Genomic DNA, 15,118 nt, shown 5'->3' on the forward strand with positions numbered 1-15,118 from the left:
GCTGAACGTCACCACCGCGACGCCGCACCAGTGCCACCAGCCTGGCGAACTGCACCTCGGTCAGACCAGCAAACGGCTCGATCCACTTCGGATCACCTGCCGAGATCACCCCACCCATGCACAACCAACGCGCCAACCGCACCACTGGTTACGGGACAACCTTTAGCTGCGTGATGAAGGAATGCGGTTAGCCGGAGCTCGCTTACGAGGGCAACTTGACCTTGCAATTTCGGTCGTTGACGCCGTGGACGATGAGGACTGGGGCAAGGCAGCGTATAGCTCCAACGCACCGCCGGCCCTGCGCTTGGGGCTGCTGACGTCCGCGCATTTCCAAACGGCACAACGAGTCCCGGCCGCCTGCCGCCACCTTCGTCGGCAGGCGGCCGGGGCTACAGCCGCTCATCGTCTCCGTCGTCAGCGGGGTTTTGTGGTGCGTGACTGGACGGATGCCGTTCAGCTGTTGAGGAGGATATGCATCCGGTCGGCGAAGACGGTGGCTGCGTGCAGCAGGGCGGTGTCGCCGGTGCGAGCGTGCTCGCGCAGGGTGGCCTCGGTCAGCTTGATGACGTGTTCGTCGTTGGAGTCGTGGGCGCGTTGCAGGAGCGTGCCGTGTTCGGGGGCGGGCTGGTCGGTGTGCCAGTCCTGTCCGTCGTCACCGGGGCGTGGGGCGAAGGAGGCGACCACGCCACCGAGGACTTGCCAGGCGGTGGCTACGGACGGGGCGCGGTGGGCAGGGTGCATGTGCGGCAGGACCAGGCGGATGGCGGCGGGTGCGGTGATGGTGTGGCAGAAGGCGACGGGGGCAGCACCGCTCGGGCGGGCGATCAATACCCGTGAGGCGGCGCTGATCAGTTCGTCGAGCGTGGCATGGCAGGCGGCGTCGCTCTGGGCGGTGTCTGCCACGGCGGGATCGGGCGGGGCGGCAGACCGGTAGCGGTCCAGGGCGGCGGTGAATCCGGGCAGGGCATCAAGGGCCAGCATCCGCCCGGAGATGCCGGGCGCCGGGGATTCGGTGGCCTCATCGAGGCGGGGCAGCCGGGCCAGGGCTTCGGCCAGGGGCAAAGTCCCGGTGAGGCTGGGGTTGCCGGGGAGTTGCTGGTAGCGGGCGGCCCAGTGGGCCAGGCCCTGGGCGAGTTCGTCGACCAGGAGCGGGCCGGGAGTAGTGGTGGCGGTCAGAGAGCGGACGGCGTGGGCGGTGCGGATCACGCCGTGCATGCCGGCGGCGGCCAGGCCGGGCAGCAGCCTGGGCCACCACCGGCCCAGGACGGTGGGCCAGGGGTGCTCGGCGACCTGGCGGCGCATGAGTTCGATCCAGTCGCCCAGCCGGTCCACCCGGCCCAGCGCCTCGCGGTAGTCGTCGGGGTCGATGGGGAACCGCGCGGCTGCCGGTCCTTCGAGCTGGGGCCGGTAGTGGGTGGCCCACTGCGGCGCCCGCTCGCCCAGGCCCATGGTCACCAGTGCTTCGCAGGCCATCGGACCGTGATTGGAGACGAAACCCTGATATTCCGGGCCGGTGCCCTCAAGGATTTCCAGTCCGGCCAGCAGGGGCTGCAGGTCAACAGGCATGGTTTGGCTCCCGAGTGTGCGTGGTGTGGCGTCTGTGTCGGGTGGCGGTGGAGCTGGTGGGGGCGGTCAGCGTGTGCGCAGGGGAATGCCGTGGTGGTGGGCGCCGTAGGCGATGGTGAGCATGACCGAGGGGGTGTCGCCGTCGTTGCGCCAGCTGTGGGTGACCCCGTTGATGACCAGCCAGTCGCCCGCGCGCAGCCGTACCTCACTGTCTTCCAGCAGGAAGATGGATTCACCGCTGAGCTGCATGACGCAGTCGGCCGAGGCGGTGGCGTGCATGCCCGAGACGCCCGCGGTGCTGCCGTACGTGTCTGGCGGGTTGGGGTCGGTCAGCACGCCGGGTACGGCGGCGAACTGGGCGCGGGCGGCTTCGGCCCTGCGCTGCGGGGCGTCGGTGTCGTACATGTCGTCGGCGCTGAAGTGCGGCGGCATGCTCACCATCCGTACCCGCAGCCCGCCGGGCGCGGGGACCAGCGAATCCGCACCCGCAGGGAGCTGCCCGCTGTCCGGGAAGACCGGTGGCTGATCGGCACCCCAGATCGGGTAGTGCGCGAAGTGCGGTGTGTCCGGGTGGAGATGCTCGTCCCGGACCACGATCGCCTGCCCTTGGTCCTTGTGGCCGGTGATGACACGGCGGATCGCCATGGCTTCTCTCCTTGCTTCGGTGGGCGTACGGCGTGGGCCGCACGTGGGGCAGGGATCAGGTGTGATCGGCGGTGGCGCGGCTGCGCTTGTGCCGGGCGTGCCGGCCGTCTTCGGGGTGCGCGGCCCGGCGCGGGTGCTGGGTGATCAGGGCGGCGGCGGCCAGGGCGGCGAGGGTGAGGATGCCGACGGCCCACCACATGGCGGTGGTGTAGCCGTGGACCAGGGCCTCATCGTGCAGGGGGCCGCCCGGCTGCGTGCCGGGGTGGTGGCGGGTGTAGGTGACGGTGGCGCTGGTGGCGAGGGTGTTGAGCAGGGCGGTGCCGATCGCGCCGCCGATCTGCTGGGAGGTGTTGACCATGGCCGAGGCGACCCCGGCGTCCTGGGGTGCCACGCCCTGGGCGGCCAGGCTGAAGGCGGGCATGAACGCGATGCCCAGGCCCAGGCCGATGACGAGCAGGCCGGGCAGCACCACGGTGGTGTAGGAGCTGGTGGGGGTGATCTGGGTGAGCCAGGCCAGGCCGGCGGCGGCCAGCAGGAAGCCGGGCGCCATCAGCGCGCGTACCGCGACGCGGGGGGCGAGGCGGGGGCCGATCTGGGTGGAGCCGGCGACCATGCCCAAGGTCATGGGCAAGAAGGCGGCGCCGCACTGCAGGGGGCTGAAGGCGAGAACGTTCTGCAGGTAGAAGGTGAGGAACAGCAGCAGGCCGAACATGCCGATCACGGCCAGGCCCATCGCGAGGTAGGCGCCGCCGCGGTTGCGGTCCCACACCACCCGCAGCGGCAGCAGCGGGGCCGTGAGGCGGCTCTCCAGCACTGCGAACGCGGCCAGCAGCACCACACCGGCACCGATCAGAGAAAGGGTGGTGGCCGAGGCCCAGCCGTGCGTCTCGGCCGTGGACAGCCCGTACACCAGGGCGACCAGCCCGAGGGAGGCCAGCAGCACCCCGGGAATATCCAGGCGGGCACCGCGCGGGCGCTCGCCGCTGCGGCCGGGCAGGACGGCCAGCGCCCCGATGGCGGCGACGGCGGCAAAGATGATGTTGACCAGCAGGGTCCAGCGCCAGTTCAGGTACTGGGTGAGCACCCCGCCCAGCAGCAGGCCGATCGCGGCGCCACCGCCGGCCAGCGCACCGTAGATCCCGAACGCCTTGGCGCGTTCCCTGGTCTCGGTGAACATCACCGATATCAGCGACAGCGCGGCCGGGGCCAGCAGCGCGCCGAAGACGCCTTGCAGGGCCCGTGCGCCGATCAGCATCGCGGTATTGACCGCTATCCCGCCCAGTGCGGAGGCGGCGGCGAACCCGATCACGCCGGTGACGAAGGCCCGCTTGCGGCCCCACAGATCTCCCAGCCGGCCGCCGAACAGCAGCAGCCCGCCGAAGGCGAGGGCGTAGGCGGTGACCACCCACTGCCTCGCGCCGTCGGAGAACCCCAGGGCGTGCTGTGCCGAGGGCAGGGCAATGTTCATGATCGTGCCGTCGAGGACGACCATCAGCTGGGCCAGGCAGACAAAGACCAGCGCCGTCCAGCGCCGGGGGTCCGCCTCGGCAGGGGTGGACACGGACATGGCAACTTCCTTGGTGAAGAGAGGTGAAAACGGGACGGCCCCGGGCCGACAGAGGGCACCACGGCATGCCGGGGCCGTCCCGCGGCTGGGGTCAGGCGTAGGGGTGGGTTTCGCGGGCGGTGCGCAGCGCGCGGGCCCACCAGGTCAGCTGCTCCAGCAGGGCCTTGGCCGCGGTGTTGCAGCCCTCGTCGGTGGGGCGGCCTGCGGCGTCGAAGCGCTCGGGGTAGTTGGCGAAGGTGACACCCTCGCGGATCGGGGCGCCGTGCAGCTCGCCGAAGACCAGCCGCAGCTGCTCCGCGGCCCGCAGCCCGCCCGAGACGCCGCCGTAGGTGACGAAGCCGACGGGCTTGGCCTGCCACTCTTCCTGGTACCAGTCGATGGCCGCCTTCAGCGGGGCGGGGAAGGACCGGTTGTACTCCGGAGTGATGACCACGAAGCCGTCGGCCGCCGCCAGCCGCCCGGCCATCGCCGTGACCTCGGCGGGCCGCTCAGTGGTCAGATGCATCGGCAGCCGGTCAACATCCAGATCGATCACATCCACGCTCAGGCCGGTGTGCAGGGCGGCTTGGCCGGTGAACCAGGCGGTGATGGTCGGGGCGAAGCGGCCCTCGCGGGTGCTCGCCACCAGCACAGCGATTCGCAGTGGACGCTCAGCGGCGGCAGGGGCGGGGGTCGACGTCATGAAAGAAGCCTTCCTGGAAATGGGGGTCTGCTCCGGCTCGACCTGGCGGGCTGGCGGATCCCTCCGCCGTGCCCGCCGAGTGAGCGAGATGCCTCCACCCTCCAGGCCCCCGGCGTGTATCCCCGCGCCATACGCTTGATCACGCAAAGATCTGGCATACGGCCGGGAGGAAATCATGGATTCCAGCAGCCTCGACGAGGTCGATCAACGGATCGTCCAGGAACTGCGACGCGACGGCCGCGCACCCTTCAGCCAGATCGCCCACGGCGCCGGAGTCTCCGAGCACACCGTCGCCCGCCGCTACCGCCGCCTGCGCGAACGCGGCCTGCGCGTGTCCGGCCAGCTGATCCCCCAATATGTCGGGCTGACCCGCTGGCTCCTGCGCCTGAACTGCACACCGGCCGCCTCAGCCAAAATCGCCGACGCGCTGGCCCGCCGCACCGACACCTCCTGGGTGCAGATCGCCTCCGGAGGCACCGAACTGAACTGCGCTGTCGACATCCGCTCCGCCCGCGAACGCGACGCCCTGCTGCTGGACAAGCTCCCCCACACCCCTCGCGTAGTCTCCGTCAGCGCGCACTGCCTCCTGCACATCTTCGGCACCACGCCCGAGGACACCCCTCCCGCCCCCGATACGCACCCCGGCAGCACCCCGGCGCCGGGCAAGCCGGCCCACCCAGTTGTCGGGACAGTCGAACTGGACTCCGTGGACCACAAGCTCCTGTCCGCCCTCGCCCACGACGGCCGCTCCACCCTCCCCGAGCTGGCCGAGGCCACCGGCCGCTCAGCAGCCGGCATCAGCCGCCGCCTGGAGCGGCTGCGCACGTCCGGGGCACTGCTCTTCGTCGTCGACATCGACCCCGAACTCCTGGGCCAGCAGATGCTGGTACGGCTCTGGCTCCGCATCGCGCCCGGAGCCCTGGGCGCCGTCGGCAGAGCCCTCGCGGCCCACCCTCAGATCCCCTTCGCCGCCGCGACCACCGGCCCCTCCAACCTGGTCGCCACCGGCCACTTCGCCGACGCCTACCAGCTCTACCGCTACCTCGACCACGAACTCGGTACCCTGCCCGGCGTGCAGTCCATCGAGACCGCACCCATCCTGCGCGATGTCAAACGCCTCACCCACGGCACCCCCAGCTAACCCCGGATCCGCGCGGGCGCATCGAATCGGCGACGCTCGCCGCCGAGGAACTCCAGGGCTTGCCCGAGTCCTCCGGCACCGTGTTCACCGTGCCGGCCGCCCCCTCCGGCAGCGAACGCGAATACATCCGTGGCCCCACCCTTGAAGGCCACGAATCCGCCCGCACCCGCGATGCGGATGATGCTGCGCGAGCACGGCGAGCCGACGCCCGGCATCTGACGACTGGCCCTCGCGCCAGATTCAGACCCGGGCCTCACCCAGCTACCTGTTTGTTCGCCGCTGTACGAGAACAGGGCCGTGTACAGGTGGCGGGTGAGGCGGCGGCACTCGGCGGGTGCCGCCGCCTCGGGGCACCGGCTTACCCGGCCCGGTTCTTCGGGGGCTTGGGCAGGCAAAACATCAGGGCCCACATCAGGGCGAGGAGGCCGCCGACCCACCACAGCACGGTGACGAACGCGTCGCGGTTGACCGCGCCGTCGGGAGAGCCGCCGGCGATGGCGAAGAACACCACGGCGGTCAGCGCGGTGCCCAGCGCGATGCCCAGGTGAATGGCGGTGTTGAACAGGCCCGAGGCCGAGCCGGCGTCCTCGTGCGGGACCCTGGCCAGCGACAGATCGGCGAGCGGGCCGGAGACCATGCCCAGGCCGAAGCCGATCAGCACCACCGGAGCGGTCATCGCCAGCAGGGTCAGGTCGGCCTGGTGGCTGCCGATCTGGAGCCCGTAGGCGACCATCGCAGCGGTCGCGACGAGGGCTCCGGTCTGCGGCAGACGGCGGGCGAAACGCCCGGCCGTCTTCGCCGCGATCGTCGCGCCGCCCAGTTCTCCCACGGAGAGCAGCACGAAGGCAACGGCCGCCTCAAGCGGGCTCAGGCCCAGCCCGCGTTGCAGATACAGCGTCCAGGTCATGAAGAACAGGCCGCACAGCAGGCCGTGCAGCAGGTCCGCGGCCATGCCCCCGGTGAACTGCCTGACCCGGAAGAGGGACAGGGTCACCAGCGGGGCGTTGCCCTGCCTGCACCGCTGGTGGCGCAGGAAGACACCAAGGACAAGGAGGCCGGCGGCGAGCATGACGAAGCACCACAGCGGCCATCCGTGGGCGTGGCCCTCGGTGAGCGGGAAGAGGATCAGGACGATGGCCAGGCCGGACAGCAGCATGCCGGCCAGGTCGAGCCGGTCGGCCTTGCGGACGGTCGATTCGGGGACGAAGGCGCGTCCCAGGAGGAGTACGGCCAGCCCGACGGGCACGTTGACCAGAAAGATCGGCCGCCAGGACAGCCCGAACAGGTCGGCCTGGGTGAGCACGCCGCCCAGGACCGGGCCCAGGACGTTGGCGATGGCCAGGACGGCCCCGTACAGGCCGAATGCCTTGCTGCGGTTCTGGGCTTCGAAGGTGACGTGCATGGTCGCCAAGACCTGCGGGATCATCACGGCCACGCCGACGCCCTGGAGCAGGCGGGCACCGATCAGCACGCCCGGGCCGGTGGCCAGACCGCACAGCAGCGAGGCGGCGGTGAACACGACAGTGCCGACGAGCAGGATCCTGCGGCGGCCGTAGATGTCACCGAGCCGTCCGCCGGTGATCAGCCCGACGGCGACGGGCAGGGAATAGGCGGTGGTCAGCCACTGCACCGCGACCGGTCCGGCGCCGGTCGACTCCTGAATGGCGGGCAGGGCGGTCAGGACGACCGACTGGTCGAGCATGTTCATCAGCTCGGCGGTCAGCAGCACCAGGAGGGCGATCCAGGCCCCCATGGCCATCTTCGAGGGTTCAGGTGATGGGTGGGTCGGGGTCTGGGTGGTGGTGTGCTCTGGCTCGTTGCCGAGCGCGGAGGAAGACAAAACGGGAACTCCTGATCCAAAGGAATCGGGGAGCCCTGCCGACAGCCGCACCGGGGCCGGAAAACACGAAACCCGGGGCAGACGGCAGAGCTGCACCCGGGAAGAAAACTGCGGAGGTGGGTGACGCAACTCAGGCCAGCGCGACGTCCGCCCCCGGACACGTGCGACACATCAGCACGCGGGGAACACGGACGACTACATGGCCCGGTTAATAGGTCGCCACCTCAAGATCACACAGAAGAAACAGGAAGTCCGGTCACTGCCACCGACACCTCGGCACAGGAACTCACCCACTGTACGACACCCCCGGACCCCGGCGCACACCAGGAACAGGCCCGCCCCGGGCCGGATCGACCACGCACATCACCCGGCCGGGTGTCGGAAATGGGGAACAAATGGGCGTTCTGGCCTGATTTCATGTGCTATGGAACTGGAAACCGCGCTCGACTTCGCCCGCAAGCACACTTTCTCGGTCCTGACAACGATCCGCAAGAACGGCCGACCGCAGCTGTCCAATGTCGGACACTGGGTCGACGACGACGGTGTGATTCGCATTTCCATCACCACCGGCCGGGCCAAATACTTCAATCTGCGCCGCGAGCCGTGGGCGGCGCTGCACATCGCCCGCGACGACTTCTGGGCGTATGTGGTCCTGGAGGGCGATGTCGAACTGTCGCCGGTCGCTGCGGATCCCGGCGACGCCACGGTCGAGGAGATGATCGCCCTCTACCGGGCGGTGCGCGGCGAACATCCCGACTGGGACGCCTTCCGCCGGGCCATGGTCGCCGACCGCCGCGTGGTTGCCCGCATCCGCCCAGACCACGCGTACGGCATGCTGAATTAGGCGACTGGTCCTCGCCACCGTTATGGGTTTCGCCTGGCTGGAGCGGAGGCATGCCGCGAGGCGAGGCCGAGAGCCCGCGGTGGAAACTCCACCCCGCCCCGCCCACACGCACGCCTTGCGAGGTGGGCGTGAGCGAGGCAGAAGGCGGGGCTCCGCGCCCAGTTCGGGTGCGCGCCGATTGCCCCTCATGCAGGCCGGACGGGACGGATGTGCGGTGACCGGCGGCGACCTCGCATAAATGACCCTTTGTCCAGCACGGAAAGCTGCGCGAAGGGGAGAGTCGCCACAGCTCAGAGCGCCTGAGGTACCGGCCGTGTGTCAGTGGTCCGTGGCAGACTCGAAACCATGATGCCCCGGTCGAGATTCACACCGCTCCCGAATGAACAGTGGGAGCGCATCGAGCCCCTTCTCCCGCCGGCCGGGAGCCGTACGGGGCGAGCGGTCGGGGTCCTCGACGTGAGCGTGGGCGGGCGTTGAGATGGCCGATTTCAAGGACGAACTGTCTCCGGAGCTCATCGGGCGTCTCGCGGGCGACCTCGCGGGTGCCTCGGCCTCGTTCGACCGGACGGCGTTCGAGCAGCTCGCGGGCACCGGTATCGATGAGCTGGAGCTGAAGGCCCGTATCGACTGGATCGCCCGTGCCCTCGCGGCGACGATGCCGACGTCCCCCGAGGAAGCCGGCCGGGTGATCCGTGGTGCCCTCGACAGCGGGGGTCTTACGGGGTGGGCTTCCATGCCCGTCAACGCCTACGTCGCCTCGGCGCTGCTGGACCGGCCCGACGTCGCGCTGCCGCTGCTGGCCGCGCTCACTTCCCGCTACACCGCCGAGTTCGCCATCCGGCCGTTCGTCGAAGCCCACTACGAGGTCACGATGGAGCAGCTCAGGGCGTGGACCACCGACCCGGACGAACACGTTCGGCGGCTCGTCTCGGAGGGCACGCGCCCGCGGCTGCCCTGGGCGTCACGGCTCTCGCGGTTCGTCGCCGATCCCGCTCCCGCGCTGGCGCTCCTGGAGCCTCTCGTCAACGACGAGTCCCTCTACGTGCGCCGTTCCGTGGCGAACCACCTCAACGACATCAGCAAGGACCACCCCGACCTCGTCCTCGTCACCGCCCGGCGATGGTTGCGCGGCAGCACGCAGGGGGATTTCGTCGTACGCCACGGCCTGCGGACACTCGTCAAGCGAGGACACCCGGAGGCTCTCGCGGTTCTCGGGTTCGATCACCATGCTCCGATCGAGATCACGGACCTCGCCTGCTCGCCCTCCACCATTTCCATCGGAGAGGCGACCACCGTCACCTTCACGCTGCACGCCACCGACGCGACGAGAGCGGCGATCGACTACATCGTCCACTACCAAGGGGTTCGCGGCCCCAAAGCGGGCAAGGTGTTCAAGCTGACCGCCCGGGACCTCCCCGCGGGCCAGGCGGTCCCCTTCTCGCGCCGGCACCGGTTCGAGAGCCTCTCGGTCCGCACGATCCACCCCGGCCCGCACCGCATCGAGGTCCAGGCCAACGGACGTGTCCTCGCCGCGACCGAGGTCCACATCACCGCCGCCGCCGAAACATCGCAAGGCCCAGCCTGAGCCTGCTGAACGATGATGTTGCGGGAGACACCGAGGAGCTTCGCGATCGAGGTGACACTGTTCCCCGGGCGGGCGAGCAAGTCACGGGCGTGACGTACTTGTTCGTCGGTCACGGCCCTGCCCTCCCGAAGCTGCCGCAAGGTGACAGTAGTTCTCTGCGCACCGGTCCTTGAGCCCACGGAGACCGATGTTCGGCCCCCACGTCACGGCTGTTCAAGAGGAACGTGCGCTGTCCGCTGGCGTCGCAGGCGTGCGGCTCCGTCTTGGAGTTCTTTGCGCCGTCGTGCGACCTCTTGCTTCATGAGGTCGTCGGTGCGGCTGCTGTGCCAGATCGTGCCTTCCCACTTCACGTACTGCGGTGTCCGCTCGCGCAGGAGGACGGGCTTGAGGTGGTTGTGGAACAGGAGCGTGCGGCCCTGGTTCCGGCTGATGCGGCTGTACCACTTCACGCTGTTCTCGTGTCGTTTGACTCGACTGGCGTGGAGGGGTGACATCTTGCCCCGGACCCGGCCGGGGGTGTAGGTCGTCAGCGGCTTGGAGGGCGGGCGCCAGGAGTCGGCGATGGCCCAGTGCACGATGGCGTCCCCGCGTCCGGGGTCGTTATAGGGGTAGGTGACGCGCTTGCTGACTTCGGTGAAGAACCCGGTCTGCTCGGTGGTGCTGCCGGAGGCCCTCTGCCGCCAGTAGGGGGAAGCGATCAGCGGTGCCAGGGCGATGGCTTCGGGATAGACGGCGGCGAACAGCTTGGAGGTGCTGTAGGAGCTGTAGGACTTGGCGGCGTGGCCGTAGGGGATGAGCGTGTACGTCCTGCTGTCCCAGGTGTGCCAGCAGTGGAAGTCCTCGCCGGGGAGGCGGCCGTCGGCCCAGACGTGCGCGCAGATCATGAAGGCGGACAGCACCGCGTCGTAGGTGGCTTGCCAGCCGTAGCGTCGCAGGACGAGAAGGTGGCGGCGCTGGGCGTCGATGACGTCGGGAAGGCGACTGAGGTCGACAGCAGGGTGGTCGATGTCGGGCGGCGCCGTCCCACTCCGGACGGGTGACCTGCATTCAGAGGATCTGCGGGTCCATGCCGTGCAGAGTGGCCAGGCGGCTGATGTAGGAGACGGCGATCTCGTGCCGGGCCGGTGGCACCGCGTCGGGAAGCCGGGGCAGGAGCATCAGGCCACGCTCCTCCCCCGGCCCTTGACGTTGGCCGGGATGATCATCTGCTGGGTCTGCTCGGCGGCGAAGTCGAGGGGAACCAGCTCCAGCAGCTCCTGGGTAATGCGCTCGCTGCCGTCCTCGATGGCCAGCACGGCGGCGCCGCGGATGAGCTGGGAGAGGCTGCCGATCATGCCGCGGTGCGGTGGAAGAGGTAGTCGCTCATCGCGCTCAGCGTGCCCGGGGCGTGCTCGTGAAGGCGGAGCAAGGACTCCAGGGTGCCGATCAGGGCCCGCCAGGTCTCCTGGTCGGCGGCGGTGGCGTGGGAGAACGGGGCAGCGGGGATGACGACGAACCGTCCGGCGATCTGACGGCCGCGGGTGGGGGCACGCCGGTACTGCCGGGTGTGTGGTGATCCGCTGCCGTCGACGAGGGCACCAGACGCGGTGTTCTGTTCAGGGCGGTGCAGATCTCCGGCTCTCACGGGCGATCTTCAGCTGGTCGACGGCCTTGGCCAGCGCCAGTCCGCCCGGCGCTGAGGGCGCGGCCGGCCGCGGCGGCTTGGCGTCCTCGCGGGACGCATCGGCAGAGCACGCCGCCACGGACAGCAGCAGAACAGGACTGGCAAGGGCCGCGGCACGGCGGAGGAGGTGCACTACGGCTCCCCGGTGAAGCGGCGTCAGGTCCCTGGAGGCTACCCAGTTGTACGGCGGGGCCGAACCGCTCACGGGGGGTGCCCGCAGTCGTTCAGCGAAGCCCGGTCCGGCATACGGTCCGCTCGCCGCCGGCACCGAATCAGCCGTCCGTCAGCGCAACGGGCTCTCGACTGCGCCGCCCCGAAGATCAAGGTGCCGGCGCGCGCAGGACCTCACCACGTGGTCGCAGTACATGCCGGAGAGCAACGAGAGACACCGCACGTTCGCACCGGACCTCAGGCGCAGCGGACCAAGCCATAGGCCTTGCACCGGTTCACGCCTGAAACTCGGTGAGATCGATGGCATGGACGCGCAGCGGATGGCCGTAGACCGGATGTGCCGTCTCGTGGTCCCACTCCATGCCGAGCTTGCGCATGATGTTCTCGGAGGCGTCGTCACCCACCTGGCTGATGCTGATGACTCGGTCGAGGCCACGGTCCTGGAGCGCGAACTCCAGCGTGGCGTGGGCGGCTTCGGAAGCGTAACCCTGGCCCCAGAACTGCGGCCCGAACCGCCAGCTGATCGCCACGGCGGGCAGTGCCTGCGGCAGGAACTCGGGCACGGACAGGCCCGCGCAGCCGGCCAGTTCCCCCGAGGCCAGCAGTTCAACGGCGAAGAGCCCGAAACCCTCCTCGTCCCACTCCTCCTCCCAGCGCTCGATGGCCTGGGCCGTGTGCTCCAGGTCGCGCACCGACCCGTCGTCGATCCAGCGCATGACCCGCGGGTCCGCGTTGATGTCCGCCATGGGCGCGAGGTCGTCGTCGTGCCACCGACGGAGCAGGAGGCGGGGGGTGCGGATCTCAGTCATGGCACCATCCTGCCGAAAACAAGCGCCTCACCAGTAATCGGCGCTGCCCGTACCGCCACCGGCTATGGACAGCCACGGCCCGCTGTCCTGCGGTCGCCGCACACGCCGAGCTGGGGGCCGTTCGGCCGCCGACGCTGAACCGGGCGTGGTGCCCGGTCAGATGCGCCAGGAGCGCAGGCGGTCCGCGACCGCAGGCAGCTTGACCTCGCCGTCGCGGACCTCGCGGACCAGCTCGGACAGGGCGCCGTAGGGCGGGTCGATGCCCTGGCCCGACTGTCCCATGTACTGCGCGACGACGATCGCGGCGAACAGGTTGTTGCGGTAGGGCAGCGGTTCGAGGCGGACGATGGTGTGCAGCAGCGCCGCGGCACGCCACGCTGCGTCGGGGTCGGCGCTGGCCAGGGTGGGCAGGCGGGTTTTGTGCCGGGCGACGGCGGCCACGAGCGCCGAGTAGTCCGCGACGCTCACGTCTTCGGGGGTGGCGTGCTCCTGGACGTCCAGGAGCCAGGAGACGTCGATGCGCAAGATCACGCGGCGTCGGCTTCCGAGGTGCGCTCCGAGGGTGCGATCTCGTCGGGGAAGACCTGGTCGAACTCCTCACGCAGCCGGTCGGCCCACTCGACCGCGCCGGCGACGAACTGGCGCCGCTGCTGCTCGCGCACGCCCAGGTCGTGCAGGTACGTCTTGAGGGACTTGCCCTCGGCAGCGGCAGCAGCCCGCACGCCTTCCAGTTCTTCGGGGGTGAAACTGACATTGAGGGATGGCATGACCTCAGGGTACCTAGTTGGTACCTGTCCGGGTAGGTCCTTCACGTCCGGGACTGACGGATGGCACAAGCCATCGGGCCTGGCCGGATCGGCGGCCAGTTCTCGCGAACGCGCACCGGCACCGGGTAGGTCACTACCGTCGTGACCATGGCGAAGGGGAAGGCATCCAGCGGCCCGGCCGACTGGGTGGTGCAGCTGGTGCCGCGGCTGTACACGCTTATGGTTACGTCCCTCGGCATCGCGGGCCTGTGGCTGCTGCCGCTGGCCTTGTTCCCACACCCGTGCACCCTGCGTCCGACGAAGGCGCCGGCGGTCCTGTCCTGAGGACGCCCGAGGAGACCCTGAGGAGACTCGTCTGGCTGGCCGCGCTCGGTGTGCTCGCGGTCATGATGGCTGTGTTCACACCGTACGTGTTGCGCACCGAATCGACGTGGCAGGCCGTCGCCTGGCTGGTCATGCTGGCTGGCACGGTCGTCTTCATTGCCGCGCTCATCCGTGCCGAACGGCTGATCCGCCACTTGGACCGCCAACCGGACAGCGATGTCTCCTCACCCTGACCGGAGTCGGCGAGGATCGTGCCGTCCTGCTGGAGGACGGTGGCCGTGGTGGGGGTTTGCACTCGATAGTCGGGCCTGTGGGCACCACCACCTCGATCTGCGTCGAGTTGACGGGCCGGCGCGGATCAGCGGTCGGCTTCCGCCTGCTTGACGATGCGGCGGAGTTCGGCGATGTGCCCGGCGAGGGCCTTCCGGCCGGTCGGGGTGAGCGCGAGCCAGGCGCGCCGGCGGACCTTCGTGACCGAGGCGTACTGCGCCTCCTGGAGGACCTTGACGTGCTTGCTCAGCACCGAGTCGCTGACCCCCAGCGCCTCGCGGACGACGGAGAACTCCATGGCGTCGACGGCGGCGAGCATGCTGCAGATCTGCAGCCGGTTCGGTGCGTGGATCACCTCGTCGAAGGCCGCGCCGGTCATCGTCCGGCCCGGATGTCGCGTCCGGCGACCGCGTCAACGCGGAACCCCACGGCCGCGGTGAGCACGCCGATGACACCGCCGGTCACGGCGATGGCGCACTGCACACCGGCACCCCACTCCAGGTACATGCCGACGGCGGCCAGCAGGACGAAGGCGAGCATCCACCCGCCGAAGATCCTCATGGCGCCGAGCGTGGCGGTGAACCGCTGATAGGAGACGCCGGTCGCACGCCGGACCGCGTAGTCGAGGCCGAGCACCGCGACGACGAACACGGAGACCGCCCAGGGGGCCTCCCGCAGGCTCATGGAGAAGAAGACGAGCGCCACCGCGGCACCCAGGCCCACGTGGTACCACCACGGGGCCGCGATGTGGGTGGCCGCATGGGCCCGGGAGGCGGCGACTGAGTCCAGGGCGGAGCGGGCCGAATCCGGCGTCACCCGACCGGGGTTGTCCGAGTTGGTTTCCATGGTGGAAAGAATCGCAGAACACTTGCCGTCACGGCAAGTATCCTGGTCGCAAGCCTCGCCCTGACCGGGACGGCCTTCCGGCGTCTTCGAGCCAGCCTCCTGCAAGGGCTGGGGCGGGCTGCGAGCCCCTCGTGAACAGCCTGGTCAGCCTCGGTTGCTCCTGTTGGGGCCAACAGGAGCAACCTCCGCCGCGCCGGGGATGCCGGCGCCCGGATGCTGCACTTCCGCCCGGGCGTCGGCATATCCCTCGGGGCGCGCTCACCTGCCGACGGTACTGGGCAGAGGGGACACGATCGCCTGGCTGTCGGTCCTGACCATCGTCGCCTTCGTTGCCATCGGCGCGCTGCACGGCCTTGTCCAGCACCGGCGCCGTACCCGGGAGCAGCGGCGCGTACGTC

At 69.8% G+C, this 15,118-nt stretch carries 18 protein-coding genes and 1 pseudogene; 5 read left to right on the forward strand and 14 right to left on the reverse strand.

Features of this window, described 5'->3' with window-relative positions:
- From ACH4K4_RS37895 to ACH4K4_RS37915, 5 genes and pseudogenes are all read right to left on the reverse strand, one after another.
- Positions 1-118: pseudogene (locus tag ACH4K4_RS37895) on the reverse strand (IS5/IS1182 family transposase); the annotation flags it as partial.
- Positions 119-453: 335 nt separating this feature from the next.
- On the reverse strand, positions 454-1,566 hold the full coding sequence (locus ACH4K4_RS37900) for a questin oxidase family protein (RefSeq protein ID WP_398174656.1): 1,113 nt from the start codon (positions 1,564-1,566) through the stop codon (positions 454-456).
- A 66-nt stretch (positions 1,567-1,632) separates the two neighbouring features.
- Complete coding sequence (locus ACH4K4_RS37905; protein WP_398174659.1) at positions 1,633-2,211, reverse strand: hypothetical protein; 579 nt, start codon at positions 2,209-2,211, stop codon at positions 1,633-1,635.
- A gap of 55 nt (positions 2,212-2,266) precedes the next feature.
- Positions 2,267-3,778 (reverse strand): MFS transporter, encoded by a 1,512-nt coding sequence (locus tag ACH4K4_RS37910; protein ID WP_398174662.1) that lies wholly within the window; start codon positions 3,776-3,778, stop codon positions 2,267-2,269.
- A 91-nt stretch (positions 3,779-3,869) separates the two neighbouring features.
- Positions 3,870-4,460 (reverse strand): NADPH-dependent FMN reductase, encoded by a 591-nt coding sequence (locus ACH4K4_RS37915; protein WP_398174665.1) that lies wholly within the window; start codon positions 4,458-4,460, stop codon positions 3,870-3,872.
- Positions 4,461-4,635: 175 nt separating this feature from the next.
- On the opposite strand from ACH4K4_RS37915, the gene ACH4K4_RS37920 reads away from it, so the two are divergent.
- On the forward strand, positions 4,636-5,601 hold the full coding sequence (locus tag ACH4K4_RS37920) for an Lrp/AsnC family transcriptional regulator (RefSeq protein WP_398174669.1): 966 nt from the start codon (positions 4,636-4,638) through the stop codon (positions 5,599-5,601).
- Between the two features lie 358 nt (positions 5,602-5,959).
- Here ACH4K4_RS37920 and ACH4K4_RS37925 read toward each other — a convergent pair whose 3' ends face one another.
- Positions 5,960-7,441, reverse strand: coding sequence for an MFS transporter (locus ACH4K4_RS37925; RefSeq protein ID WP_398174672.1), 1,482 nt, complete (start codon positions 7,439-7,441; stop codon positions 5,960-5,962).
- A gap of 424 nt (positions 7,442-7,865) precedes the next feature.
- Between ACH4K4_RS37925 and ACH4K4_RS37930 the strand changes: the two genes are divergently transcribed.
- Both ACH4K4_RS37930 and ACH4K4_RS37935 read left to right on the forward strand, forming a co-directional pair.
- Positions 7,866-8,285 (forward strand): PPOX class F420-dependent oxidoreductase, encoded by a 420-nt coding sequence (locus ACH4K4_RS37930; RefSeq protein WP_398174675.1) that lies wholly within the window; start codon positions 7,866-7,868, stop codon positions 8,283-8,285.
- A 478-nt stretch (positions 8,286-8,763) separates the two neighbouring features.
- Positions 8,764-9,870: a DNA alkylation repair protein gene (locus tag ACH4K4_RS37935; RefSeq protein ID WP_398174678.1), complete on the forward strand. Its 1,107-nt coding sequence runs from the start codon at positions 8,764-8,766 to the stop codon at positions 9,868-9,870.
- 203 nt (positions 9,871-10,073) lie between these two features.
- Here ACH4K4_RS37935 and ACH4K4_RS37940 read toward each other — a convergent pair whose 3' ends face one another.
- From ACH4K4_RS37940 to ACH4K4_RS37965, 6 genes are all read right to left on the reverse strand, one after another.
- A complete protein-coding gene (locus ACH4K4_RS37940) occupies positions 10,074-10,769 on the reverse strand; it encodes a hypothetical protein (RefSeq protein ID WP_398174681.1) in 696 nt (231 codons plus the stop codon).
- Positions 10,770-11,027: 258 nt separating this feature from the next.
- Positions 11,028-11,204, reverse strand: a complete 177-nt coding sequence (locus tag ACH4K4_RS37945; RefSeq protein ID WP_398174684.1) for a hypothetical protein — start codon at positions 11,202-11,204, stop codon at positions 11,028-11,030.
- Positions 11,201-11,494: a hypothetical protein gene (locus ACH4K4_RS37950; RefSeq protein ID WP_398174687.1), complete on the reverse strand. Its 294-nt coding sequence runs from the start codon at positions 11,492-11,494 to the stop codon at positions 11,201-11,203. The genes ACH4K4_RS37945 and ACH4K4_RS37950 overlap by 4 nt, the downstream gene beginning before the upstream one ends.
- A 485-nt stretch (positions 11,495-11,979) precedes the next feature.
- Positions 11,980-12,513, reverse strand: coding sequence for a GNAT family N-acetyltransferase (locus ACH4K4_RS37955; protein ID WP_398174690.1), 534 nt, complete (start codon positions 12,511-12,513; stop codon positions 11,980-11,982).
- A gap of 156 nt (positions 12,514-12,669) precedes the next feature.
- Positions 12,670-13,044 (reverse strand): toxin Doc, encoded by a 375-nt coding sequence (locus ACH4K4_RS37960; RefSeq protein WP_398174693.1) that lies wholly within the window; start codon positions 13,042-13,044, stop codon positions 12,670-12,672.
- On the reverse strand, positions 13,041-13,280 hold the full coding sequence (locus tag ACH4K4_RS37965) for a hypothetical protein (RefSeq protein ID WP_398174696.1): 240 nt from the start codon (positions 13,278-13,280) through the stop codon (positions 13,041-13,043). Before ACH4K4_RS37965 ends, ACH4K4_RS37960 begins: the two co-directional genes overlap by 4 nt.
- A gap of 147 nt (positions 13,281-13,427) precedes the next feature.
- Between ACH4K4_RS37965 and ACH4K4_RS37970 the strand changes: the two genes are divergently transcribed.
- The gene (locus ACH4K4_RS37970; protein WP_398174699.1) at positions 13,428-13,604 is read left to right on the forward strand and encodes a hypothetical protein; all 177 of its coding nucleotides are present in this window, start codon (positions 13,428-13,430) and stop codon (positions 13,602-13,604) included.
- Positions 13,605-13,666: 62 nt separating this feature from the next.
- The gene (locus tag ACH4K4_RS37975) at positions 13,667-13,837 is read left to right on the forward strand and encodes a hypothetical protein (protein WP_398174702.1); all 171 of its coding nucleotides are present in this window, start codon (positions 13,667-13,669) and stop codon (positions 13,835-13,837) included.
- Between the two features lie 125 nt (positions 13,838-13,962).
- Here the strand turns inward: ACH4K4_RS37975 and ACH4K4_RS37980 are convergent, their stop codons facing one another.
- Complete coding sequence (locus ACH4K4_RS37980) at positions 13,963-14,253, reverse strand: transcriptional regulator (protein ID WP_374086080.1); 291 nt, start codon at positions 14,251-14,253, stop codon at positions 13,963-13,965.
- Positions 14,250-14,720 carry a hypothetical protein gene (locus tag ACH4K4_RS37985; RefSeq protein WP_398174705.1) on the reverse strand — a complete coding sequence of 157 codons (471 nt, stop codon included), beginning with the start codon at positions 14,718-14,720 and terminating at the stop codon, positions 14,250-14,252. Before ACH4K4_RS37985 ends, ACH4K4_RS37980 begins: the two co-directional genes overlap by 4 nt.
- Positions 14,721-15,118 lie beyond the last annotated feature (398 nt).

It is taken from the genome of Streptomyces sp. NPDC017529, from assembly GCF_044329785.1.
Lineage (GTDB): Bacteria > Actinomycetota > Actinomycetes > Streptomycetales > Streptomycetaceae > Streptomyces.

Excerpts from the sequence above, each read along its gene's own strand:
- ACH4K4_RS37900 (WP_398174656.1), bottom strand. The coding sequence starts at position 1,566 with ATGCCTGTTGACCTGCAGCCCCTGCTGGCCGGACTGGAAATCCTTGAG.
- ACH4K4_RS37905 (WP_398174659.1), bottom strand. The coding sequence starts at position 2,211 with ATGGCGATCCGCCGTGTCATCACCGGCCACAAGGACCAAGGGCAGGCG.
- ACH4K4_RS37910 (WP_398174662.1), bottom strand. The coding sequence starts at position 3,778 with ATGTCCGTGTCCACCCCTGCCGAGGCGGACCCCCGGCGCTGGACGGCG.
- ACH4K4_RS37915 (WP_398174665.1), bottom strand. The coding sequence starts at position 4,460 with ATGACGTCGACCCCCGCCCCTGCCGCCGCTGAGCGTCCACTGCGAATC.
- ACH4K4_RS37920 (WP_398174669.1), top strand. The coding sequence starts at position 4,636 with ATGGATTCCAGCAGCCTCGACGAGGTCGATCAACGGATCGTCCAGGAA.
- ACH4K4_RS37930 (WP_398174675.1), top strand. The coding sequence starts at position 7,866 with ATGGAACTGGAAACCGCGCTCGACTTCGCCCGCAAGCACACTTTCTCG.
- ACH4K4_RS37935 (WP_398174678.1), top strand. The coding sequence starts at position 8,764 with ATGGCCGATTTCAAGGACGAACTGTCTCCGGAGCTCATCGGGCGTCTC.
- ACH4K4_RS37945 (WP_398174684.1), bottom strand. The coding sequence starts at position 11,204 with ATGATCGGCAGCCTCTCCCAGCTCATCCGCGGCGCCGCCGTGCTGGCC.
- ACH4K4_RS37955 (WP_398174690.1), bottom strand. The coding sequence starts at position 12,513 with ATGACTGAGATCCGCACCCCCCGCCTCCTGCTCCGTCGGTGGCACGAC.
- ACH4K4_RS37965 (WP_398174696.1), bottom strand. The coding sequence starts at position 13,280 with ATGCCATCCCTCAATGTCAGTTTCACCCCCGAAGAACTGGAAGGCGTG.
- ACH4K4_RS37970 (WP_398174699.1), top strand. The coding sequence starts at position 13,428 with ATGGCGAAGGGGAAGGCATCCAGCGGCCCGGCCGACTGGGTGGTGCAG.
- ACH4K4_RS37975 (WP_398174702.1), top strand. The coding sequence starts at position 13,667 with ATGATGGCTGTGTTCACACCGTACGTGTTGCGCACCGAATCGACGTGG.
- ACH4K4_RS37980 (WP_374086080.1), bottom strand. The coding sequence starts at position 14,253 with ATGACCGGCGCGGCCTTCGACGAGGTGATCCACGCACCGAACCGGCTG.
- ACH4K4_RS37985 (WP_398174705.1), bottom strand. The coding sequence starts at position 14,720 with ATGGAAACCAACTCGGACAACCCCGGTCGGGTGACGCCGGATTCGGCC.